The 22286-nt window shown below is 50.9% G+C and carries 22 protein-coding genes; 13 read left to right on the forward strand and 9 right to left on the reverse strand.

The window, feature by feature from the left end; translation table 11 throughout:
* Positions 1-139: 139 nt before the first annotated feature.
* The gene (gene serS, locus BUA93_RS06465; RefSeq protein ID WP_072978347.1) at positions 140-1426 is read right to left on the reverse strand and encodes a serine--tRNA ligase; all 1287 of its coding nucleotides are present in this window, start codon (positions 1424-1426) and stop codon (positions 140-142) included.
* A gap of 213 nt (positions 1427-1639) precedes the next feature.
* Between serS and BUA93_RS06470 the strand changes: the two genes are divergently transcribed.
* Together BUA93_RS06470 and lptE are read left to right on the forward strand one after the other, a co-directional pair.
* Positions 1640-2752, forward strand: a complete 1113-nt coding sequence (locus BUA93_RS06470) for a CE1 family esterase (protein WP_083597196.1) — start codon at positions 1640-1642, stop codon at positions 2750-2752.
* Positions 2753-2814: 62 nt separating this feature from the next.
* A complete protein-coding gene (gene lptE, locus BUA93_RS06475) occupies positions 2815-3327 on the forward strand; it encodes an LPS assembly lipoprotein LptE (RefSeq protein WP_072978349.1) in 513 nt (170 codons plus the stop codon).
* A 266-nt stretch (positions 3328-3593) separates the two neighbouring features.
* On the opposite strand, the gene BUA93_RS06480 is transcribed toward lptE, so the two are convergent.
* Both BUA93_RS06480 and leuB read right to left on the reverse strand, forming a co-directional pair.
* On the reverse strand, positions 3594-4094 hold the full coding sequence (locus tag BUA93_RS06480; RefSeq protein WP_072978350.1) for an NUDIX hydrolase: 501 nt from the start codon (positions 4092-4094) through the stop codon (positions 3594-3596).
* A 108-nt stretch (positions 4095-4202) separates the two neighbouring features.
* Positions 4203-5294, reverse strand: coding sequence for a 3-isopropylmalate dehydrogenase (gene leuB, locus BUA93_RS06485; RefSeq protein WP_072978351.1), 1092 nt, complete (start codon positions 5292-5294; stop codon positions 4203-4205).
* A gap of 145 nt (positions 5295-5439) precedes the next feature.
* Between leuB and BUA93_RS06490 the strand changes: the two genes are divergently transcribed.
* Complete coding sequence (locus BUA93_RS06490) at positions 5440-6645, forward strand: polysaccharide deacetylase family protein (RefSeq protein WP_254793887.1); 1206 nt, start codon at positions 5440-5442, stop codon at positions 6643-6645.
* A gap of 75 nt (positions 6646-6720) precedes the next feature.
* Here the strand turns inward: BUA93_RS06490 and BUA93_RS06495 are convergent, their stop codons facing one another.
* Positions 6721-8508, reverse strand: a complete 1788-nt coding sequence (locus tag BUA93_RS06495) for a hypothetical protein (protein WP_072978352.1) — start codon at positions 8506-8508, stop codon at positions 6721-6723.
* Positions 8509-8655: 147 nt separating this feature from the next.
* Between BUA93_RS06495 and BUA93_RS06500 the strand changes: the two genes are divergently transcribed.
* From BUA93_RS06500 to BUA93_RS06520, 5 genes are all read left to right on the forward strand, one after another.
* The gene (locus tag BUA93_RS06500) at positions 8656-9339 is read left to right on the forward strand and encodes a phosphatidylglycerol lysyltransferase domain-containing protein (RefSeq protein WP_139257840.1); all 684 of its coding nucleotides are present in this window, start codon (positions 8656-8658) and stop codon (positions 9337-9339) included.
* A gap of 65 nt (positions 9340-9404) precedes the next feature.
* On the forward strand, positions 9405-9890 hold the full coding sequence (locus BUA93_RS06505; protein WP_072978354.1) for a hypothetical protein: 486 nt from the start codon (positions 9405-9407) through the stop codon (positions 9888-9890).
* A 3-nt stretch (positions 9891-9893) separates the two neighbouring features.
* A complete protein-coding gene (tgt, locus tag BUA93_RS06510) occupies positions 9894-11036 on the forward strand; it encodes a tRNA guanosine(34) transglycosylase Tgt (protein WP_072978355.1) in 1143 nt (380 codons plus the stop codon).
* A gap of 88 nt (positions 11037-11124) precedes the next feature.
* The gene (locus BUA93_RS06515) at positions 11125-12114 is read left to right on the forward strand and encodes a DUF2156 domain-containing protein (protein WP_072978356.1); all 990 of its coding nucleotides are present in this window, start codon (positions 11125-11127) and stop codon (positions 12112-12114) included.
* 33 nt (positions 12115-12147) lie between these two features.
* Positions 12148-12624, forward strand: a complete 477-nt coding sequence (locus tag BUA93_RS06520; protein WP_072978357.1) for a hypothetical protein — start codon at positions 12148-12150, stop codon at positions 12622-12624.
* Between the two features lie 21 nt (positions 12625-12645).
* On the opposite strand, the gene BUA93_RS06525 is transcribed toward BUA93_RS06520, so the two are convergent.
* Positions 12646-13230, reverse strand: coding sequence for a flavodoxin family protein (locus BUA93_RS06525; RefSeq protein ID WP_072978358.1), 585 nt, complete (start codon positions 13228-13230; stop codon positions 12646-12648).
* 187 nt (positions 13231-13417) lie between these two features.
* Between BUA93_RS06525 and BUA93_RS15900 the strand changes: the two genes are divergently transcribed.
* Positions 13418-14617: a fibrobacter succinogenes major paralogous domain-containing protein gene (locus tag BUA93_RS15900; RefSeq protein ID WP_072978359.1), complete on the forward strand. Its 1200-nt coding sequence runs from the start codon at positions 13418-13420 to the stop codon at positions 14615-14617.
* A gap of 230 nt (positions 14618-14847) precedes the next feature.
* Positions 14848-14964: a YlbD family protein gene (locus tag BUA93_RS16385; protein ID WP_217650989.1), complete on the forward strand. Its 117-nt coding sequence runs from the start codon at positions 14848-14850 to the stop codon at positions 14962-14964.
* A 92-nt stretch (positions 14965-15056) separates the two neighbouring features.
* Here the strand turns inward: BUA93_RS16385 and BUA93_RS06535 are convergent, their stop codons facing one another.
* From BUA93_RS06535 to dnaK, 3 genes are all read right to left on the reverse strand, one after another.
* Positions 15057-15557, reverse strand: a complete 501-nt coding sequence (locus BUA93_RS06535; protein ID WP_072978360.1) for a hypothetical protein — start codon at positions 15555-15557, stop codon at positions 15057-15059.
* Between the two features lie 276 nt (positions 15558-15833).
* Positions 15834-16979, reverse strand: a complete 1146-nt coding sequence (dnaJ, locus tag BUA93_RS06540; RefSeq protein WP_072978361.1) for a molecular chaperone DnaJ — start codon at positions 16977-16979, stop codon at positions 15834-15836.
* A 173-nt stretch (positions 16980-17152) separates the two neighbouring features.
* Positions 17153-19054: a molecular chaperone DnaK gene (dnaK, locus tag BUA93_RS06545; protein WP_072978362.1), complete on the reverse strand. Its 1902-nt coding sequence runs from the start codon at positions 19052-19054 to the stop codon at positions 17153-17155.
* A 576-nt stretch (positions 19055-19630) separates the two neighbouring features.
* On the opposite strand from dnaK, the gene BUA93_RS06550 reads away from it, so the two are divergent.
* The 3 genes from BUA93_RS06550 (at position 19631) to BUA93_RS06560 (ending at position 20987) form a co-directional block, all read left to right on the forward strand.
* Positions 19631-20305 (forward strand): fibrobacter succinogenes major paralogous domain-containing protein, encoded by a 675-nt coding sequence (locus BUA93_RS06550; RefSeq protein ID WP_083597198.1) that lies wholly within the window; start codon positions 19631-19633, stop codon positions 20303-20305.
* A 106-nt stretch (positions 20306-20411) separates the two neighbouring features.
* Complete coding sequence (locus tag BUA93_RS06555; protein WP_072978363.1) at positions 20412-20729, forward strand: type II toxin-antitoxin system RelB/DinJ family antitoxin; 318 nt, start codon at positions 20412-20414, stop codon at positions 20727-20729.
* A 3-nt stretch (positions 20730-20732) separates the two neighbouring features.
* Positions 20733-20987 carry a DUF2442 domain-containing protein gene (locus tag BUA93_RS06560; protein ID WP_072978364.1) on the forward strand — a complete coding sequence of 85 codons (255 nt, stop codon included), beginning with the start codon at positions 20733-20735 and terminating at the stop codon, positions 20985-20987.
* Positions 20988-21195: 208 nt separating this feature from the next.
* Here the strand turns inward: BUA93_RS06560 and rhuM are convergent, their stop codons facing one another.
* Complete coding sequence (gene rhuM / locus BUA93_RS06565; RefSeq protein ID WP_072978365.1) at positions 21196-22152, reverse strand: RhuM family protein; 957 nt, start codon at positions 22150-22152, stop codon at positions 21196-21198.
* Positions 22153-22286: the final 134 nt, after the last annotated feature.

The raw sequence follows: 22286 nt of genomic DNA on the forward strand, positions 1-22286 counted from the left end.
AGGTGGTTAGGGAGGGCGTGCACTCCCTAGTCTCATTATTTTTTAGGTTCAATCTTCTCTAGCCCCCCTAACGAGCAGGCAAGGTTTCTTGCGAAACCTCGCACTCAGATTTTTCTTGACGAAAAATCTTCACACATGGTTAGGCTTTCGGTTTAATAACCTCAAGCCCACCCATGTACGGCCTCAGCACTTCAGGAATCAAGAGCGAGCCGTCCTTCTGCTGGTAGTTGTCGCAGATGCCGACCATCACGCGCGGAGTGGCGAGGCCAGAACCGTTCAGCGTGTGGACGTAGACGTTCTTGCCGTTAATCTTCGTCTTGATGTTGGCGCGGCGTGCCTGGTAGTCTTCGAAGTTCGAGCAGGAGCTCACTTCGAGCCACTTCTTTTCCACCGGGGCGTAGACTTCGAGGTCATAGCACTTGGCGGCACCGAAACCGAGGTCGCCCTTGCAGAGGGCCAAGCGGTGGTAGGGGAGGCCGAGCTTTTCCAGGAGCTTTTCACCGAAGCGTGTGAGTTCCTCGTGGTCTTCGTAGCTGTGTTCCGGATGGGCGAAGTAGACCATTTCCACCTTGTTGAACTGGTGTAAGCGGAGAAGACCGCGGGTGTCCTTGCCGTAGGAGCCGGCTTCGCGGCGGAAGCAGGCGGAGTAGGCGCAGATGCGCTTCGGAAGTTCAGATTCCGGAATCACTTCGCCGGAGTAGAGGTTGGTCAGCGGCACTTCTGCAGTCGGGATGAGGAACAGGTCGTCATCCTTGTCGCAGCGGTACATGTCTTCTTCGAACTTCGGGAGCTGGCCCGTGCCGCGCATGGTGTTGCGGGTCACCAGGTACGGAGGAGTGAATTCTTCGAAGCCAGCCTTCTGGTGTTCGTCGAGGAAGAACTGGATGAGGGCGCGTTCGAGACGAGAGCCGAGACCGCGGTAGACCGGGAAGCCGGAACCGGAAATCTTGGCGCCGCGTTCGAAGTCAAAAATGCCGAGGCGTTCGCCCAAAGTCTTGTGGTCAACGCGGGCGAAGTCGTCGTTCTTGGTGTAGTAGTCGGCCGGAATCGGACCGTCTTTTTCAACAACGTTATCCGAGCTGTCCTTGCCTTCCGGAGAACGCGGAGCGATGTTCGGCACGTGCATGAGCATTTCGGTCTGCTTGTAGTCGAGTTCCTTGAGCTTCTTGTCGAGTTCGTCGATCTTGTTGCCGAGTTCGCGCGTAGCGGCCTGAGCTTCGTCGGCGTTTTCGCCCTTCTTCTTGAGTTCGCCAATCTTCTTGGACTGGGCGTTGCGTTCGCTCTTGAGGCGTTCGACTTCGGTGAGGAGCGGGCGGCGTTCGTTATCGACTGCCAGCACGTCACGAAGGCTTACGGTCGTATATTTCTTTTCGGTTTCAGCAATGTAGTATTCCGGATTTTCACGGATTTTTTTGATGTCAAGCATTTTATGCCTCGGATGATAAAAATTTTACGGGTTAAAGATAGTTAATTCGGAATTCGGAGTTCGGATTTCAGAATTAAAAAAGCGGAAAAAATAGAGTGCGTATTAAATTTCGGCGTTGTCTTTTGCAACAACATTATTGTGTCGTGGATTGAGTTAATCCTATTTTTTGGGATATATATTGTATTTCAAGATATAATATCTAGGGAGTTAAAAATGAAATACTTGTTACCAGTATTGGCAGCAGTGTCGTTGTCTTTTGCCCAGTGGGGAAACTGGGGTGGCAACGGCGGCGGAAAAACCATCAATGACTACAAAAAGGTGTCTGTTTCGGGCCGAGACATTCATGTCTATGCACCGTCAAATCTTGCACCGAAGAGTCCGTTGCTTCTTTCTCTGCACGGCATGGACCAGGACCCGAATTACCAGCAGAATAATACCCATTGGGAAACGGTTGCTGATACGGCGGGCTTTGTCGTCGTTTATCCGAGGGGTGCTACGGGGATGAGTACGTGGGATATCCAGGGAGACAAGGATACTAAATGGGTGGTGCAGATTATCGAGCAGATGGTCAAGGACTATGATATCGACACCACGCGAGTTTACCTTTCGGGATTTTCGATGGGTGGCATGTTTACCTACCATGCCATGAGCAAAATTGCCGACAAAATTGCGGCTTTCGCCCCTTGTTCTGGGCCGAATGTTTACGGAGCGTCGAAAGCTCAACGCCCTGTTCCCATTATGCATATTCACGGAACAAACGACGATGTGTTGAATTACAGTATGGTTGAGAATTTCTTAAAGAATTACCGCGATCAGTTTAATTGTCCGTCAAAGGCTGAAGAACAGGGCAACTATCCCAATGCTGAAAACTCGGGTGGAACCATGTACACTTGGGGACCTTGCGATAAGGGGGTCTATATCAAGCATTTGAAACTCCCTGGCCGTGGTCACAGTCCTTCCCATGCAGACGTTTCGGACATCTGGAACTTCGTGAAGCAATGGGACGTAAATGGCCTTATTAGCGAAAAACCTGAACCAGAATCATCAAATTCTTCCGAAATAGCAAATCAGGATCTGTCTTCATCTAGCGAGGGTATCGATGCGTTGCGGATGGATCCTAGCTTGGCCTTGGTCTCTGTCTACAAGTCTTCTGACAACAGCCTCATGGTTGTGGGAGCCCAGGGCATGTCTATCACCGTGTTCAATAGCCTTGGCAACGTCGTTAGCACGACCCGTGGCATTGCAGGCGCCCAGAAGGTATACACTGGAGCTAAGGGAGTGTACATTGTGAAGGTTGGTTCTAGGACTTTCAAGACATCGCTCTAGGAATTAACAGATTTGTTGCTTTAAGGACACTCCCTTGGGAGTGTTTTTTTTAAATTTGAGACATGTTTGCTAAAAAGGCGTCTTATTTAATTTGTTTAGTCGCGGTTGCCCTGTGTGTAGGGCTCTTGAGTGGTTGCTATAGCTTTACGGCATCGACGCTCCCAAGCCATATCAAGACGGTCAAGATTCACGAAGTCGAAGACAAGACGCTTGACCCGGTGCTGGCCAACAACATCCGCGCCGGGGTGCTCGAAATGTTCCGAAAGAATGCGGGCGGTGTGCGTGTCGTCAACGACAATGCCAATGCTGATTTCGAAATGACTCTCTTGAGCTATACGAATAAGCCGGAAAACTATAACAGTTCCAGTGACGTGGAAACCTACCGCGTGACGATTCGCGTAAGTGTCAAGTTTTACGACAACGTAAAGGAACGTGTTATTTACGAATCCAAGTCGCTGAGTGCCGAAGGCACTTACGATGTGCAGGCGAATGAGACCGAAGACCGTCACGGTCAGACCCGCGCCATCGAAAAACTTCAAGACCTCATTATTACCAACGCCCTGGCTAAATGGTAACTGCTTACGCAGTGCCGATAATAGTCAGGGCTGCCCTTGCCAAATGGTAAATAAAAACGCAGAGCACACGGTAAACGTGTACTCTGCTAGGGGTTGGTTTGGAGTAACCAATAAGATAGAAAATAAAATCTTAATTGGAATAAACTTTTTTGTAAAAAATACAAAAATATTTACACTTATTTAGTTATTGTTGTTGAAATTGCACTGAAAAGCGCAATTTAATTCCTTGTCTTTTACACGAATCGCAATGCAGAGTGTGAGAAACATCACTTGCAAAAATGTTTTAAAAAACTTTCAAGGATGACTGGCTCATCGTTCAGCAGGGCTTGGGTGAGCGAATTTCCTTTGTATGTAAGTTTGAGCGAGAAAAATGGTTCGCCACGTTCGAGAAGCGCCAGGAATATTAAGTCGCCATCCCAGTGGGGGAGTTTGGCCACATCTTCCTTGGGAATCCATTCGAGCGTGCCTTCGTCGCATTCCTTGAGGGTGCCAGTGAATTCTGTCGCCGTGAACAGGTGCATGAATTCGGTTTGGTCCATGCCGTCGCTAATGAAGGTGACTATCCCTCTGTACTTCGGGCGAATCAGCGTGAGGCCTGTTTCTTCGAGAGCCTCGCGCTTGATGCAGTCCTCGGGAGATTCCCATTCCTCGAACTTGCCGCCAATGCCGATCCACTTGTCCTTGTTGATATCATTCTTTTTCTTGACGCGGTGGAGCAGCAAGTACTTGCCGTCTTGTTCGATGTAGCAGAGAGTTGTGTTGAGCATAGATAATTCGGAGTTCGGAATTCAGAGTTCGGAGTTGATAACCACACTTCGTTCACAAAAAGACCCCCGCAAGGCGGGGGAACTCTTGTGAGAAAAGTTGAGGTCTTATTAGCCGAGCGCAGCGATAATCGCATCGCCCATGCCGGTCGTGCCGACCTTGGTGCAGCCTTCCTGGTAGATGTCGCCAGTGCGGAAGCCCTGGGCAATCACCTTTTCGCAAGCAGCTTCGATAGCCTTTGCAGCTTCCTCTTCCTTGAAGGTGTAGCGGAGCATCAATGCCACGGAGAGAATCTGGGCGAGCGGGTTAGCAATACCCTTGCCAGCGATGTCCGGAGCGGAACCACCGGCCGGTTCGTACAGACCGAAGGAACCTTCGGCGATAGAAGCGGACGGGAGGAGGCCCATGGAACCGGTGAGCATGGCGCATTCGTCGGTGAGGATGTCGCCGAAGAGGTTCGGGCAGAGGAGCACGTCGAATTCACGCGGGCGCTTCAGGAGCTGCATGGCAGCGTTATCGACGTAGAGGTGTTCGAGAGTGAGTTCCGGATAGTCCTTAATGACTTCGTTCACGACTTCGCGCCAGAGCACGCTGGTGGTGAGCACGTTGGCCTTATCGATAGAAGCGACCTTCTTGTTGCGGAGCATGGCGGCATCGAAAGCGAAGCGGGCAATGCGTTCGACTTCGTAGCGGCTGTACTTCATGGTGTCGAAACCGATTTCTTCCTTGGAGCCCGGAACGCCTTCGCGGCCCTTCGGCTGGCCAAAGTAAACGTCACCCGTCAGTTCGCGGACGGTGAGGATGTTGAAACCGTCGCCCACGATGTCGGCACGGAGCGGGCAAGCGCCTGCGAGTTCCTTATAGACGCGGGCCGGGCGGAGGTTGCAGAAAAGCTTGAAGTGCTTACGGAGCGGGAGCAGTGCGCCGCGTTCCGGCTGCAGGTTCGGGGGGAGGTGTTCCCACTTCGGGCCACCCACGGAACCGAAAAGAATACAGTCAGAAGCTTCGCCCAGCTTGAGGGTGCTTTCCGGCAGCGGAGAACCGCTTTCGTCGTAGGCGGCGCCACCGACGTTTGCCCATTCGGCATTCACGTCGAAACCAAACTTCTTGGAAACAACGTCCAACACGCGGACAGCTTCTTTCATCACTTCCGGACCGATACCATCGCCCGGGAGCACTGCAATCTTGTAATTCTTGCTCATTGTTAATCCTTGTTAAAATTTGAACGGCGTAAAAATAGTAAATTGTGGGGTAGTTGTTTGGAAGTTGAATATGAACATTTATAAAATTAGAATGCGTGCTGCGGTTGTGGCGAGCTGTATTTCCCTTAGTTTGGCAGGACATAGTATGGCAGGAACTCCTATAAATACCGTGCCCTGGAACGGCCATGTCGGGGCAGTAAGTTTTACTTTTGACGATGCTCTTGCAAATCAGCCGCAGAACTTGAAGCCGATGCTGGATGATTTACCGGATGTCCACGTGACGTTCTTTCTAACGGACATGGGAAATGGCCTGAAGCAGAATGCCGCGGGTTTTGCTGCGCTTGCAAAGGCGGGTAACGAAATTGGAAACCATACCAAGACGCATGCGCACTTGACTGGAGTCGGCAGTGATAGCGAACTTGAAGAAGAAATCGTCAAGTTTGCGGAAACGATTGAAAGTACGCTTGCGGAGCAGGGGGCAGATGTGAAGGTGACGTCGCTTGCGACACCCTTCTGCGAGAATAACGCCAAAATTAAGGATGTAATTGCCAAACGGCACTTTATCAATCGTGATTGTGGGTGGCATGGACGCAACGATTGGGATACGGAGCCGGATTGGATGAGTCTTCAGGCAAAAATCTGGACGCGCTCGGGTGCGACTGTTACCGAAATGCTTTCGGCGCTTGATACGGCTGCCTATATTGGAAATTTCGAAGGGGCTAACCCCTGGGATGTTCAGGTGAAGGATGGATCTTGGCTCGTTGTGCTGAATCACGGAGTCACGGATGATGCGGGGGATGACTACGCCATTAATCCATCGGACATTAAGAAAATATTTGAACATGCCGTCGAAAATAAATTGTGGGTTGCTCCGTTTGGGACGGTCGGTGCTTACCATCGTGCGCACTTTGTTGTCGATGCCGCGACTTCAAACGCTACCGATGATGGTTTTACAGTGACTTGGGAAATTCCGAATGAACATATGCCGAAAAGTGTTCCGCTGCGCGTGAAAATCGATACGCAGAGTGTTGACGAGAATGCCGTCGTGGAACAAGCTGGCAAGAAGATTGTACCCGAAAGCGACGGTTCATACATTATTGAATTTATGGCGAAAGAACTCAAGGTGCGAAAGCCTAACGCGGACGATGTTCTAGATGATTCCCAAAGCACTCTCCACAAGACGACTTTTGCAAATCCTGCCTATACGAAATATACAGTGTTCGATTTGAATGGCGTTCGACTCGGAGGAACCAATGGCTGGATTATTCCTGCCTCTTATCCCAAGGGGAGCTACATTATTCGCGCCGAAGCGGGCGACTTACCTGCAGTGACAAGAATCGTGAATAAATAGGTGAAATTTCATTCGCAAAAAAGGAGCCGTTAGGCTCCTTTTCAATTTATTGGTGGGACGATTCTGATTGTTGTCTTAATCGTCGTTTTCGTTGCCCGAGGGCTTAGCGCAGCGGTCTCTCGACCAGTTGGTCTGCTTGAAGCAGGCGCTTCTGGTGTAGCAACATCCGTTGGCGTTGTTTGCTGTTATTTCGCAATTACAAGCGATGCCGTCTCCATTGCCGTCGTCATCGACAAGGTCTCCGTTGAAGCAGACAACCATGAATCCGCCGGTGTGGTAATCCTTGTTAATGCAAGTCTGCAGGGAGTTGTGGCATTTGCCGAAGTTGGTTCCCAGGGCGTTGCACGATACGCGGCGCGTCTCGTTAGTAAGGTCGAATTCAAAATCTTCCACGCGTTCTTCAGGAGCGGAGACTGGTTTGTGATTCGTCCAGTTGTAGCCGTGAACTTCTTTCGCTGCCATCTTTTTACTAGGAATCAGATCCTTCCATTTCTGTTTCGTCTCGAAACTCCTAAACGGCGGGTAGTCGGGGTCTTCATTGGCAAGGATTTTCTTGCAACGTTCCTCGTCGTAGCAAGGATTTGGATTGGAAGGCGCTCCGCCCATTGGCTCACCCCAGCAAGGATCACAATTAGAACATTGGTCTATGTCGCATTCGTTCTCCATCTTCTGTGGATCGGTGCCTTCTCTACAAGCGACGGGGCATTGGTAATACTCCTTGTCGAGCGGGTCGAACTTGTTATGGAGCCGTTCCCATTGCCCGTCGACGCACCTGTACATGATGGCGTTGTTGTTGATGTCGTTGTCGCACCTCAGTTCGCCGTTCAGGCACTCGCCGCAGATGGCCTTGTCGGTACGGCACGACTTGTTGCCGCATATGGAAACGGCCTTCTTGGCTTCGCCGGCGACGCACTCGTAGACGGTTCCCTTTCCTTCGTCATCGTTGGTGCATGTGTGTTCGTAGTTCGTGCACTCGCCGCAACCGTTGTCGCGCGGGTCACAGGATTTTCCGTCACAACTTTCAGTTACTTTCTTGCCCTTTTCGCAGCGGGTGACCGTCGCCTTGAAGTTTTTGTCCTCGGTACAGGTCTGCACGTCGTTGAGGCATTCGCCGCAGTCCGTGCCCTTTTCGTTGCAAGAGACCGTGCCGCACGAGCGGTTCACGACGATTCCCTTCATGCATTCCTTGACAATGCCGATGCTTGCAGGGCTGTCGGAGCATGTACTCTTGTAGCTGTCGTCGCACTCGATTTCAACAGCGTCCTTGTTCGCACATTCCTTGCTCTTGGTGTTGCAGAGAACGCCTTCGTCGCAGGAGACTTCGTCGCAGACGCAAATTCCATCCTTTGCCGTACCGCCAGATGCCTTGCACAAGTCGGCGAATGTGGTCGCGGTCGAGGAAGAACTGGCGGTGGAGTCTATGTCAGTTGGTTTGCTCTGGTTGCCGCAGATGCCCGTGATGGTGTTGCAGACCGCACCGACATCGCAGAGCTCGTTTTTACAGGAGCAGGCACCGTCTTTTACCTTGCCGCCGGAAGCCTTGCACAATTCGGTAAATTTATCGAGTTCCGCCTTGGTCATGGACGAGGAACTGGCGACACTGCTGGGAGATTTTGCGGAACTTAAAGAATCGCTCTTGGGGACGGGGGTCCAGCTTTGGTTGTCGCAGTAGTACTCCGCGTCCTGCTCCTTGGCGTAAACGGTGTCGCCCTGGTTGATATCGTTGCAGCTACCGAGTTCGTAGATGGAGTTGACCTCGGTGATTATTTTGCGGCTGGAGGAATCGTCGTCGCCACAGGCATCTAGCGTTAATGCGATGCCAAAAACGGCTACAATTTCAAAAAGAAAAACGGCTTTGTTCATAAATACTCCGTTAGTTTTGTAGTCTTAATGATAGAAATTTTTAAGATAAAAATATTGTCTTCTTTTCGAAAAGCGGCTTTCAGGTCTAACCTGTTTTTTTGGCTATTTTAAGCCCATGCTTTCTTTTGTTTCTCCCGAACTTCAAAATTGCGAGCGGTCGTTAAGGCTGTGGCAGAATCGGGTTACGCCGGTAGTGACGCGAATTTTGCAAACATTTATCTTCTGCGGAAAACTGCCGAAGGCCTCGCGACGCTCGCGGGTAGCCAGTACCGCAAAAAGCGCAACCACATTTCGCGATTCAACCGCACTTATGCAAACTATGAACTGCGTGAAATTACGGGTGTAAACATCGCCGATGCCCTCGACGTGGAAAATCGCTGGCTGAAAGGCGATCCTGCAGATAATGCTGGCGATGCAAATGAGAATGCGGGTGCCGCCCCGAGAGAATCGAGTGTCGAACTGCCCTGTGACTGCGCCGAAGCCGCCTGGGTCGAACGCTCCGAAGACGAAAAATCACGCATGGCGGAATACTGCGCCATCGTGGAAGCGCTGGAAAACTTCGACGCTCTCCAGATGCGGGGCGCAGTCCTGTACGTAGAAGGCAAACCCGTCGGCATGACGATGGCTTCTGAGACTGCTCCCGGCGCATGGGACATCCATTTCGAGAAAGTCATCGGAGAATACGCGGACAATGGCGGTTATGCGATTATAAACAAACTATTCGTCGAAAAACTCTGGGCTACGGGAGTTCATTTGATAAACCGCGAAGAGGACATCAACATCGAAGGCCTCCGCAAGGCGAACTTTCATATTACCCGCAGACTATATTAGACAAGTCCCACATCGTCATTCTAGAGGGGCGAAGTCCCGATAGAATCCATACATCCTATGCCTTAATGTGTGAAGAAATTTTATGCTTTCCTCTATCCTATCATACCTGCAAGTTCTGCTGTTCCTTCCGTCGGCAGAGCCTCTGGGAAACGCCGCTGTTCCCGCCCGAAGTCGTTGAAAAACTCAGCAAGCCTAACGAATACGGCGTGGTGGGGGAGTTCCGCGACGGCCAAATCGTCCTTGGCGGCTACAAAACCGCCGACCCCGAAGAAGAAGTTCCCTGCACCTTCCTGGACCCGCAAAAAGGTTGCATCCTGAAGCCCGAAGACAAGCCCTTCGACTGCTCCATCTGGCCACTCCGCATCATGAATAAAGACGGCGAACTCGTCATCGCGCTTACGCCCACATGCCCGAGCATCGGCGCAGTTCCGAGCCAAATTCTCAACGAACTTGTAAAAACTGGCCTCGGCGAAAAGATTCTTGAATATGCAAAAAAGCATCCTTACATCATAAAGGAATATCGGGCCGGTTTCCCGATTATTTATCTTTAGCACGTGAACAATAATCCCTTCGAACTCATAAAGACAAGCGACAAGAGCAAGGCCCGCCGCGGACGAATCCGCACGGCCCACGGCACAATCGAGACGCCGATTTTTATGCCAGTGGGCACGCCTGCAAGCGTGAAGGGACTTTCGTCGCGGGACCTCCGCGAAATGCAGGCGCAGATTATTCTCGCGAATACGTACCACCTGTACTTGCGCCCAGGCACCAAGCTGATTGCCGAGGCGGGCGGTGTGCAAAAGTTCATGGGCTGGAACGGCCCCATGCTTACGGACAGCGGCGGATTCCAGGTCTGGAGCCTCAAGGATTTTCGCCACATTACCGAAGACGGCGTGGAATTCAAGAGCCTGCTGGACGGCAGCCGTCACAAGTTCACGCCCGAATCCGTGATGCAGGCCCAGCGCGAAATCGGGGCCGACATCATCATGGCTTTTGACGAATGCACTCCGTACCCGAGCACCGTCGAGGAGGCCTCGCACTCGCTGGACCTGACGCTCAAATGGACCCGCCGCGCCATGGAATGGCTCGAAAAGAATCCGCCGCTCCACGGCTACCCGCAATTCTTTTTCGGAATCGTGCAGGGCGGCATGCACAAGGAACTCCGAAAAAAATCCATCGAGGCACTCAAGGAACTCGCTCCCGACGGCTATGCGATGGGTGGCCTCTCCGTAGGCGAACCCGTGGAACTGATGTACGAAATCGCGGATTTTTGCACCGACAACCTGCCCGAAGACCGCGCCCGCTACGTGATGGGGGTGGGCACGCCGTGGAATTTGCTTTCGCTTATCAAGCGCGGGGTCGACATGTTCGATTGCATTTTGCCTGCGAAAAACGCCCAGGACGGCCTCGTTTATACCAGCAGGGGAGTGCTCCGCTACAAGAACGCCAAGTTCGCGCACCAGCACGATGCTCCGCTCGACCCGGAATGTGACTGCTACTGCTGCCGCAACTACAGCCGCTCCTACCTGCGCCACCTATTCAAAGCCAAGGAACCCCTCGGCTGGACGCTTTCCACCATCCACAACCTGCATTTTTACCTGCACCTGATGCAGCAGGCCCGCGACCACATCGAGGCCGGCGATTTCGAGGAATGGTCTGCAGCAATGATTCCACAGTTGCTGCAGGAAGCGGTTTAAAACCGTTTTGAAATGGCTGTTTACGGTTGTATTTGCAAGGTGTAAAAAAATTATTCCTTGCGACAAGAAAAATTGTATTTTCTGAAAGATGATAAACTTTAAGAGTCCAGAAATTTCTGATTGGGCTGCGGCGGCAAAGGCCGTGGCCGATTCGGGTTATACCGGCAGTGACGCGAGCTTCGCGAATATCTATCTACTGCGCCAAAAGTACGGAACGCAAATCGCTTTGCAAGAGGGGTTCCTCTTCCGCTATTACAACGGGCAAGGGAGCCGCAGGGGCTATGCCTTTCCGCTAGGAGAGGGCGATGCGGAGGCGGCGCTCGCACTTATTGTCGAAGATGCCCGCGAATCGGGCCGTCCGCTGGAATTCTGCCTGGTAGACGAGCCTCGGGCACAGATTTTGCGGGAGTATTTTAAGACAGTCGGGGCGAACGGCGCAAAATCCGCCCTTCATTTTACAGAAAATCGCGGCGACAGCGACTACATCTATTCTGCCGAAAGTCTTGCCACTTTGACCGGAAACCTGTACAAGAAAAAGCGCAACCACGTTTCCCGATTTAACAGGACTTATTCGGACTACGAAATCCGCCCGCTTACGCCGGAGAATTTTGCCGACGCGCTCATGGTCGAAAAGAGTTGGCTCAATATCGAAACCTTGGGAGAATCCAGCAATACTGATTGCGAATGCCGCGAAGCCGCCTGGGCAGAACGCTCCGAAGATGAAAAATCCAAATTCTCGGAATACTGCGCCATCCGCGAGGCTCTTGAACACTTTGATGCTCTCGGCATGAAAGGGGCGGTGCTCTATATTGGAGGAATTCCGGCCGGCATGACGATGGCTTCAGAAATTTTGCCCGGCGTCTGGGACACGCATTTTGAAAAGGTCATTGATGAATACGCCGTGAATGGCGGATATGCGATCATAAACAAACTATTTGCCGAAAAACTCTGGGCTACGGGAGCTCATTTGATCAACCGCGAAGAGGATGTCAACATCGAAGGACTCCGCAAGGCCAAACTCTCGTACTACCCGCAAACTATATTAGACAAGTCCCACATCGTCATTCTGGAGGGGTGAAACCCCGATAGAATCCATAACATTTAAAGACAAATGCTATCCTCCATCCTCTCCAAAAGTCAATGCGCCGCCTGCAAGTTCTGCTGCTCTTTCCGCAGGCAGAGCCTCTGGGAAACCCCGCTGTTCCCGCCCGAAGTCGTTGAAAAACTCAGCAAGCCCAACGAATACGGCGTGGTGGGGGAGTTCCGCGACGGTCAAGTTATTCTTGGCGGCTACAAAACCGCCGACCCCGAAGAAGAAGTTCCCTGCACCTTCCTGGATCCGCAAAAAGGTTGCATCCTGAAGCCCGAAGACAAGCCATTCGACTGTTCCATCTGGCCGCTCCGCATTATGGACAAAGATGGTGAACTCGTCATCGCCCTCACGCCCACCTGCCCAAGCATCGGCGCGGTTCCAAGCCAAGTTCTCACCGAACTCGTAAAATCTGGTCTCGGCGATAAAATTTTTGAATACGCCAAGACGCATCCGGAAATCATCAAGGAATATCGTGAAGGCTTTCCGATAATTTAATCCGATTGCGTTTTCACGCCTTTAATGCGAACCAAGTGACAAGGCAATCTTCTTGCACTTGGCAATTTCTTTGGGCGTAAGGCCATTTTGCTTATGGGTTCCGCCTTTTTGAATCACACCTGCAATCTTGAATCCACTCCAGCAAAGGATTTCCTTGAGGGCGCGAACGGTGCCGGCCGACTGCTTGAAAATCAGGTTGAATGGCCACTGGGTAGTGCATGTCGTCACAATGACAGCCTTCTTTCCCTTTAACAGTGGAATCGGGTAATCACGCTCGCTGTGGTCCATCATGCCGTAAACCCAGCGGTCGAAAAGCATTTTGAGTTGCCCGGTCATGTTGCCCCAATAGCAAGGCGAACCGACCACTAGACCGTCGCATTCTTGCACCAGGCGCAGAATCCGCTTCGCATCGTCCTCCGGCATCACGCAATCGTGAGCGCTACGGCATTTCATGCAGCCAATACACGGACGAAATTCCAATTTGCAGACATCAATGATTGTTACCTCGGTGCCTTTTTCAAACAGGGTATCACCTATGATATTTAACATCTGGCTGATGTTTCCGTCTTTGCGCGGGCTCGCATTCAAAATGACCACTTTTCTCATTGTGTCTCCATCCAAAAGAAACGTTCTTCTATAAAACTTTCTCCTGTTAAACACCCCAGAATCTAGAAAATGTTACTTTTGAACCAAGACGTCGTTTTTTGTCCGAATTTGGCGATTTTGTATTTCGTGAAAATTTTGACTCAATTATAAGTTATATTTAGATTGAAAATAACTGATGGAGCCCGTCATGGTTTTGAACAGAAAGATAAATACTCGCGTCTCTAGCAAGAACGTCATTGCGAACCCCGTAGGGGTGAAGCAATCCATTGCCGTTCTTTCCTTCACCCTTCTCCTTGCCGCCTGCGGTGGAGACAGCAGTTCGGGCGCCAAGGACCCTGAACTAGCTGAAGGAAACGATACGGACCTGATGGTTGAAACCTTCGACGACCTGCTGGTTTGCAGCAGCAAACGCGAAGGTACGACAGCCTACGTGAAGGACGAAAAGAACGCCTACGTGTGCGTAGCCGGCGACTGGACCTTGGACGGCGAGGATCCCGCCGAAAAGAGCTCTTCGTCGAAAAAAACTTCTTCGAGCAGCGGCAAGGCGAAGTCTTCATCGAGTTCGATAAAGTTGGAACTTTCGTCTTCTGTTGATGATTCTCAGTTGTCCAGCAGTGAAAAGTCGAGTAGTAGCGAGACAAGTGTGTATAGTAGCAGTTCTACAGACAAGATAAAATGTCAAGAGCTTTTAGAAAGTGAAACGAACTGGAACTGGGATGTGCCGAAGGAATGTCGCTTCAACCCTGATATTGATTACGGCACGATGACCGATGAACGCGATGGCAAGGTTTACAAAACAGTGAAAATCGGTGATCAGATTTGGATGGCCGAGAACTTGAACTACGCCGACAGTACAAAGACTCCGAGCCTGAAGGGTAAATCTTGGTGCTTCAACGATAGGGCTGCCAACTGCGACGTGGTCGGTCACCTTTACACCTGGGCGGCGGCAATAGACTCGGTGAAACTCGCAACCGATGCGGACAACCCGCAGGACTGTGGCTTCGGCAAAACCTGCGACCTCGCTTCGGCAGGCTCAGTGACCTTGGTTCAGGGCATCTGCCCCGAGGGTTGGCACCTGCCAAGTTATGACGAATGGAAAACTCTGTTCGATGCCGTCGGCGGTCAAGATACGGCAGGCAAGGTTCTCAAGTCGCAGACGGGTTGGCCTAGCAATGGCCACGAAACGGATGCCTTCGGTTTTTCCGCCTTGCCTGTTGGCGGCAAGAACGATGTTGGCTACTTCGGCGTCGGCACGTACTTCTGGAGTTCTACAGAGGTCAATAGCGGCCACGTGTACGACGTGTACTTGTACTACGGCCTCGGCAATGCGGGCCTGGCCATCGAGAATAAGATCCTCGGGTTCTCTGTTCGTTGTCTCCGGGACTAGCGGTGATGCGAACCCTGCACGGAAATGCTAGCATTTCCGTATTGCTTTTTTTCTCCATGGCACCGCCTAAACGATATCGGCCAATTTATATGGGGTAGGGGTGATGCAATCTTGAAAGAATTACCTCGATTTTTGGGGATTACATCAAAGCCGAGGGTTGTTCTAGACGACTCGTCATCGCGCTCACGCCCACCTGCCCGAGCATCGGCGCGGTTCCAAGTCAGGCCCTCGTGGATCTCGTGCAGGACGGCCTCGGCGATAAATTTTTTGAATACGCCAAGACGCATCCGTACATTATCAAGGAATATCGCGAAGGATTCCCGATAATTCTAATGCGAACCAAGTGACAAGGCAATTTTCTTGCACTTGTGTCTCCATCCAAAAGAAACGTTCTTCTATAAAACTTTCCCTTGTTAAACACCCCAGAATCTAGAAAATGTCACTCATGGGGAAATCTTTCAAAAAATATGGGGAAAAGCTTTATATGAAAGAAAACGCCGAGATTCCGCCGTCTATTTGTTACTTCAAACTGAACACCGCCACCGACAAACATAAAAAGTAAATTGGCCTGCAGACCAACACTTTCCATAAATCCCACTTCTCTCATATCCCGACCGCCATCCTTTACCCACCATTCAAATAAATGATTTTCAAATGCGGCTAGGCCGATCATGTTGTTCCCCCAAAATGCATAATACGATGTACCCGAAGAAAGCCATAATGATCCGAAAACAATGTAGTAGGCAACAGATTTTTCCTCTTTGTAGCTTTCATTGGCTTGCAATATTAGATTTGCCGTGCCTGCAATCGCAAAAACACTTAAGCTACCATAAGATGTCTCATCAGCATCTAACCTTAAATCTAGCCGTGGGGAATATTCAAGATATAAGCCTATGTTTTTAAACGGCTGAAATCCATTAAAAAAATCCTTCGATTGCAATTCTGTCTAGAGAGGAATATCCGAAACCTCCCAAAATAAGGGCGGGGTCAATTTGTCTTTTCCTATCAACTTCGGGGACTACGCCATCTTCGTTCGCAAATGCGATGGTGCATATTAAAAGTACGATGGCGATGAATTTGTTCATGAATGTAATTATAAAAAACTCCCGGGCATCGCTGTCCGGGAGAATTTCTGAGATCCTTCGACTTCGCCCTATGGGCTCCGCTCAGGATGACACGCCGATGGCATGCCTAACCACTAATCACTAACCACTGTTTACTTGAACAGATTCTTCATCTTCTCGAGGAAGGATTCTTCCTGTGCGGTTTCCTTGTCGTGCCTGAGTTCCGCGAGTTTCTGGTAGAGTTCCTTCTCTTCACGGCTCAAGTCCTTCGGGATTTCCACGCCGATGTTCACGTAGAGGCTTCCGCGGTCGCCGCGCTTGTTCAGCGGGTACAGGCCCTGTTCGCGCAGGCGCAAGATGCTCCCGGCCTGAGTGCCGGCCGCAATCTTGATCTGCACTTCGGCACCGTCCAGCGTCGGGATGCGCTGCGTTCCGCCAAGGACCAGCTTGTGGACCGGCACCTTGATTTCGCAGTGTAAATCGTCGCCTTCGCGGGTGTAGAAGTCGTCGGGCTTTTCGGCAATCACCGCCAGCAAGTCGCCGCAGGCACCGCCGCGAGGCCCGCAGTTGCCTTCGCCACGCAGGTTCAGGTACTGGCCCTCGGCAACGCCCGCCGGAATCTTGATGGAGATTTCTTCCGTTTCCTGCACACGGCCCTCGCCGTGGCAATGCGGGCACGGTTTCGCGATGACTTCGCCCATGCCGTTACAGGTGGGGCAGGCGCTTTCGGTAATCATCTGGAAGAATCCGCCCGTAGAACGGCGAACACGGCCCGTTCCGTGGCAGGTGTCGCAGGTCTTGATGTCCTGGCCGCCCTTGCCGTTACATTCCGTACACGGCGTGTAGCGTTTCAGGCGAACCTTCTTGGTGCAGCCCTCGAAGATTTCCTTGTAGCTGAGCGCCACCTTGATCTGCAAGTCGTTCCCGCGCGGAGGCCCGGCCTTGCGTGAGCTTCTGCGGCCACCGCCGCCAAAGCCACCGAATCCGCCACCGAAAATATCGCCAAAGTTCGCGAAGATATCCTCGAAACTGAATCCCTGGCCGCCGAATCCGCCGCCACCAAAACCGCCACCGGGGGCGTTAAAGCCGAACTGGTCATACTGCTTACGCTTCTCGGGGTTGCTGAGCACATCGTAGGCCTCGGCAGCCTCCTTGAACTTCTCTTCGGCTTCCTTGTCGCCCGGGTTCTTGTCCGGGTGGTACTTGATGGCAAGTTTCTTGTAGGCGTGCTTGATCTCGTCAGGACTCGCGTCCTTGCCGACGCCTAGAACTTCGTAATAATCTCTTTTTTCAGCCATAATATGCCTTCGGCATTAAAGTGGTTAGTAAACAGTGGTTAAGCCGTAAACAGGAGTTGTTCATCTACAACAAAAGGATTGCCTCAATTTTAAGGCGAATCCTTTCGTATAATTAGTGGTTTTTGTCAATGACTAAAACTAATCACTAATCACCAACCACTAACCACTTCCTATTAGTCCACCACTTCCGCGTCGACGACTTCCGGACCGTCGCCCTTCTTGTCGTTCTTCGGCTGTTCAGAAGCACCCGGCTGCGGACCCGGCTGGGCCTGGTTTGCACCGGCGGCCTGGGCCATGGAGCTGATCATGCCCTGGAGCTTGTCCATAGCGGCCTTGATCTCCTCCTTGGTGCCGTTGTCCTTCTTGGCCTTGATGTCGTCGATAGCAGCCTGCAGCTGGCTCTTGGTGTCGGCCGGGAGCTTGTCGCCAAATTCCTTCAACTGACCTTCGGCCTGGTATGCCATCTGTTCGGCCTGGTTCCTGATGTCCACCAGTTCACGCTGTTCCTTGTCCTTGGCAGCGTTGGCTTCGGCATCCTTCACCATCTTGTTGATTTCGTCCTCGGAAAGGCCGCTGGAAGAAGTAATCTTGATGGACTGTTCCTTACCGGTTTCCTTGTCCTTAGCAGACACATGCACAATGCCGTTTGCGTCGATATCGAAGGTCACTTCGATCTGCGGCACGCCACGGGGCTTCTTCGGAAGGTCGGTCAGGTCGAACTTGCCGAGCGTACGGTTGTCGCGGGCAAATTCGCGTTCGCCCTGCAGCACGTGAATCGTCACGGCCGGCTGGTTGTCTTCGGCGGTAGAGAACACCTGGCTCTTCTTGGTCGGAATCGTGGTGTTACGGTCGATGAGCTTGGTCATCACGCCACCGAGAGTTTCGATACCCAAAGAAAGCGGGGTCACGTCGAGGAGCAACACGTCCTTCACGGAGGAGTCGCCGCTAAGCACGGCACCCTGGACGGCGGCACCGATAGCCACCACTTCGTCCGGGTTCACAGTCTTGTTCGGTTCCTTGCCGAAGAACTTCTTCACGGCTTCCTGAACGGCCGGAATACGGGTAGAACCACCGACCAGGATCACTTCGTCGATTTCGCTCAGGGAGAGGCCGGAGTCGGCGATAGCCTTGCGGCAGGGTTCCATGGAGCGTTCCACCAGGTGGGCGGTCAGCTGGTCAAACTTTGCACGGCTGAGCGTGAGGTCCAAATGTTTCGGGCCCGAAGCGTCGGCAGTGATGAAGGGGAGGTTGATGTTCGTGGAAGTCGTGGCAGAAAGGTCGATCTTGGCCTTTTCCGCGGCGTCCTTCAAACGCTGCAGGGCCATCTTGTCCTTCTTCAGGTCGATGCCCGGATTGTCCTTCTTGAATTCGTCGTTGATCCAGTCGATAATCACTTCGTCGAAGTTGTCACCGCCGAGCATCGTATCGCCGTTGGTGGCCTTCACGCTGAACATGCCGTCGTCGATTTCCAGGATGGAGATATCGAACGTACCGCCACCGAGGTCATACACGGCGACCTTTTCGCTCTTCTTGGAGTCAAGACCGTAGGCAAGTGCGGCAGCCGTCGGTTCGTTCACGATACGCAGCACTTCGAGGCCAGCAATCTTGCCGGCGTCCTTCGTGGCCTGACGCTGGGAGTCGTTAAAGTAGGCGGGGACCGTAATCACGGCCTGCGTCACCGGCTGGCCCAGGTAGTCTTCGGCAATCTTCTTCATGGTCTGGAGAACCATGGCCGAAATCTCGGGAGGAGCGAACTGCTTGTCGTCCACCTGCACGCGGACCGGGTCGGAACCCGAGCCCACCAGCTTGTAGGGCATGTTCTTTTCGGCAGCGGAGCATTCGCCGGCCGTACGGCCCATGAAACGCTTGATGGAGTAAATCGTCTTTTCGGGGTTGGTGATAGCCTGGCGCTTTGCCACGTGGCCCACCAGACGTTCGCCGTTCTTGCCGAAAGCGACAATGGACGGGGTGGTGCGGAAACCTTCCGCGTTAGCGATGACGACCGGCTTGCCGCCTTCCATCACGGACACGCAGCTGTTGGTCGTTCCCAAGTCAATACCGATAATCTTGCTCATAATGAGTCTCCTATTTTTAAATTCTTGCCGCCCGCGAATCAATCTGAACGGGGCGATTTTTTACGCCCATACATAAGCAAAACCCGTGCCAAATGCTAACAACTGGCAAAAAACGGCCATTTCGTTTCGTTCTGAAACAAGAAAAGCCCCTAAACCGGGGCAAAAAAGGCGTGTTTCATTATGGAACGGCGCTTTGGAAGAATGTGAAAACGTCATTGCGAGGAACGACGCGACGAAGCAATCCATAAAAAAAAGTGGGGGAGGCATCCCCCTGCTTCAGCCTTGCCCTATTGACATGCCCGTGGAAACCTCGGGTGTCATCCTGAGCGGAGCCTGTCATTCTGGAGCGCAGCGATAGAATCCAGGCGTAGTCGATATACGAAACTTGGCTACTTGTAGCCTTAGTTGAGTTAGGTTCGTAGGAGCAGGATCTAGGGCAAGTCTTCCGTCACCCCCTCTCCTAGGGGGACACCCCCTAACACCCCTTCCAGTGAACGTTGCTTGTAAACCAACGTAAAATAAGTTATATTGCCAAAAAATTTTTTCTTTAAATTGATTTAAAATAAGGATTCTTTCATGAATAAAATACCCCTGTTAGTTATTGTATTCACTGCTTTGACAATGTTTTTTTCTGGTTGTGGTAGCGACAAAGGCTCTAGTGCCGACGACAAATCCAATGAAAAAGTTGATGTAAAACAAGGGAGTTTCGTAGATTCACGTGATGGAAAATCATATAAGACTGTTTTCTTGGGTGATCAGGAATGGATGGCAGAAAATCTGAATTATGCGACAGCTGGAAGTTATTGTTATGACGGGCTTGATGAAAACTGCACTGAGTTCGGGCGTTTGTACAGTTGGTACGAGGCGCAGGAAGTATGCCCAGAGGGGTGGCATTTGCCAACAGATGAAGAGTGGAATCTGATGCTGGATTTCGTTGGTGGCAAGGAGGTTGCTGGAAGAAAGTTGAAAAGCGCCAGTGGATGGGAAAATGACGGTGGATGGGAAAATGATTTGAAAGGAGACCGTTGTAACGGACTTGACACTTACGGTTTTTCTGTGAAACCTTCTGGTAATTGTGCTTTTGATAATGTTTGCTTGGGAACTTTTTTTGCGGAGTTTTGGTCCAATAAAAGCCATGGTACAACCAGCGCTTACTATTGGAGTTTTTCTTTCTCTACAGATTCCGTTCTTTACTATGACGGTGAATATAGAGGTAATCGAAAGTCTGTCCGCTGTCTCAAAAACAATTAGGGTCATGACGAGTTTTTCCAGATTACCTCATTGTCAAGAGATTATCTCATCATAAAAAAATCCAAAATGTATTGCGTTTGTGTGGACAAAACGTATATTAATAGACATGAATAAGACCGCAAATTTATACGCCCGTATTGAACCCGATGTCAAAGAACAGGCCGAAAGCGTCCTGGAAACCCTCGGCATATCCGTTTCCAGCGCAATCAACATGTTCTATAAGCAGATAATTCTGCAACAGGGCATTCCCTTTGATGTGAAGTTGCCCAAGGCTCCAGAAAACGCCGCCAAATGGTCAAAAGAACGCTTCGATGCGGAACTCGAAAAAGGCTATGATGATATGCTGAAAGGTCGCACACGCCCTGCCGCGATGGTCCTTTCCGATGTCAAGAAGAAATACAAGAAAATCGATCCACTGGTCTAGACTATGCTTCACGTGATTGACGCAAAATATATTGGCGATTACAGGATATCCGTCGAATTCAACGACGGATGCCGTTTTGTCGCTGATTTCGAAAGCGTCATCAAGTCAGGCCATCGAGCCATAGTGCGGCAACTTGCAGACATCAATACCTTTAGGGATTTCGCGCTGCAAGCGTACACAATCACATGGTCAAACGGCGTCGACTTCGCTCCAGAATTCATCAAGAAACTGATAAATCCCGAACCCAGTCCGGCATAAGCCTGAACTTGATATCGCAATATGCGATTTCAAGTTTTTCTCAAAATAGGGGCTAAAATTTCTTCCGAACGTCTGCAGCGGAAAGCCAGCAGCCCTGTTCGGCAGATCGTTCGCCCTCGGCAAGAGCATTCTGGAGTTTCAATAAAGCCCTGTTCTGTATCAAATAAAAAAAATCTCCGTGGGGGAGATGTTCCCCTTTCGTTTTTTTTCAAGTATTGGTGCTTTCCTGTACTTTCTCGATAATTTCCTCAGGAGTCACAAAGTTCAGTACACTATAAGCGGTCATTTCATTGCCCATATCTTTGAAACTGGCCCCAAAGTGATAGACAGTGTCATCAATCAGCAGGAACCGGTCATGAATCGTCCGCATCGTCTTTAAATCTAGGTCAGGATATTGCTTTTTGTGCAAGGCTACTGCCTCCTTGAATTCGGGAGTGATTCTTGGAGAATAAATAACGGCCTTGACGCCCTTCATACGCATCGCCGCAAATTTCAGTACTTCGATTGTGGCATACGGGTCAATAAAAACTACAGAACGCTTCGCCGACTTCACGAGATCAGCAATTAAAACGAGCCCGTCAAAACGTGTTCCAGTCGCAAGTATGCCTCCTGTAGGAGTTTGCGAAGCTTTGACGAAGAAATCGATGCGTTGTTCGACCGCAGAAAGGCGGGAATCCTGTTCGGCTATGGATTTTTCCACACCTTCAATTTTTACATTTTGGTCCTCAATTAGCTGCCGCTGCTCATGCAAACGGTCAGCAATCTGCAAGTCTGTTGCAATTTTTCGTTGGTTTACAGCGAACCCTTTGAGCATATAGTCTTTCAATACCGTATTTGCCCATTGTCGAAAACGAGTTCCGGCAATAGACTTGACTCGGTAACCAACAGAAATAATTACATCAAGGTTATATAGGGTTGTATTATAGGTTTGGTCAGCATCAGCACCCATATGTGCAAAATTTGCACACGTGATATCCTTTTCCAATTCACCCTCTTTATAGATATTTTTGATATGCCTCCCAATAACGGTCCTATCTTTTTGGAACAAGTCGGCCATCTGAACTTGCGAAAGCCAGACGGATTCATTTTCCATACGAACCTCTAACCGAACTTCACCTTCTGGCTGGTAGAGCACAATTTCGCCTTTTTCTTCTGTTTTATCCATTTTTTACTCCTATAAACAAAAAAAAGCCGGCTTTTGATATATAAAACTCCCAATATTCATTGGGGATATAGCAAAAGTCGGCTTTTCTAGTCGAACGTGGCTTGTAAGCGGAAATCCGCTACCAGTGCCTGTCA

Origin of the sequence: Fibrobacter sp. UWH4 (genome assembly GCF_900142475.1) — a bacterium.
Taxonomy (GTDB): Bacteria; Fibrobacterota; Fibrobacteria; order Fibrobacterales; family Fibrobacteraceae; genus Fibrobacter.